The sequence below is a fragment of the Gillisia marina genome (genome assembly GCF_000258765.1).
GTDB classification, from domain to species: Bacteria; Bacteroidota; Bacteroidia; order Flavobacteriales; family Flavobacteriaceae; genus Gillisia; species Gillisia marina.
Window position 1 is genome coordinate 1 of sequence record NZ_AJLT01000048.1, and the last position, 826, is coordinate 826.

Genomic DNA, 826 nt, shown 5'->3' on the forward strand with positions numbered 1-826 from the left:
AAAAAATAGAGGAGCTGGAGTTTGTAAAAGATTTCCAACAAGACATTATTGCTGACATGGAACTTATCACCGGAGTCGATATGGCAAAAAAGTCGTTACCCAAAACATTAGCAGACGAGATCGAAAAAAAGAAACAAAACCGTTTAAAACAAAATGGTTGATCCAATGTTTTGGGATTTCCAAACAAGCCTTCTATAAGCGCTTGAAGTCTCACAGAACCAAACAATACCAAGAACAAACAGTCGTCCAATTGATAAGGGATTACCGAAGAGAATTTGGAGCTAAAACCGGAGGAATCAAATTGCACAAAGAATTAAAATTGGAAATGAGCAAGATCGGTATCAAAATGGGAAGGGATAGGTTCTACCGGGTAATGCGCATGAACAACTTATTAGTTCCCAAAACAAGGCGGTTCCATATCACCACCGATTCAAAACATCGGTTCTTTAAATACAAAAACCTGATAAAAAACAAAGTGCCCAGTAGGCCTGAACAGCTCTGGGTGAGCGATATCACGTATATCAAAACTCAAAACGGACACAGTTACCTGGCATTGGTCACAGATGCCTATTCAAAGCAAATAATGGGCTACAAACTAGCAAGCCATATGAAGACATCACTTTGTATAGACGCCCTTAAAATGGCGCTTAAAAATAGGAAATACAAGGATCAGAAACTCATCCATCATTCCGATCGTGGAATTCAGTATTGCAATCCGTCATACACCGGTTTTGCTGAGAACCATGGAATACTCATGAGCATGACCGAGAAGTACGATCCATACGAGAATGCCGTGGCAGAGAGAATAAACAGAACCTTAAAATAC

Annotated in this window: 1 protein-coding gene; it reads left to right on the forward strand. The window is 39.7% G+C overall.

The window, feature by feature from the left end:
* Nucleotides 1-157: 157 nt before the first annotated feature.
* A partial coding sequence (locus tag ON07_RS11380; RefSeq protein ID WP_010231508.1) for an IS3 family transposase occupies nucleotides 158-826 on the forward strand: 669 nt, incomplete at its 3' end.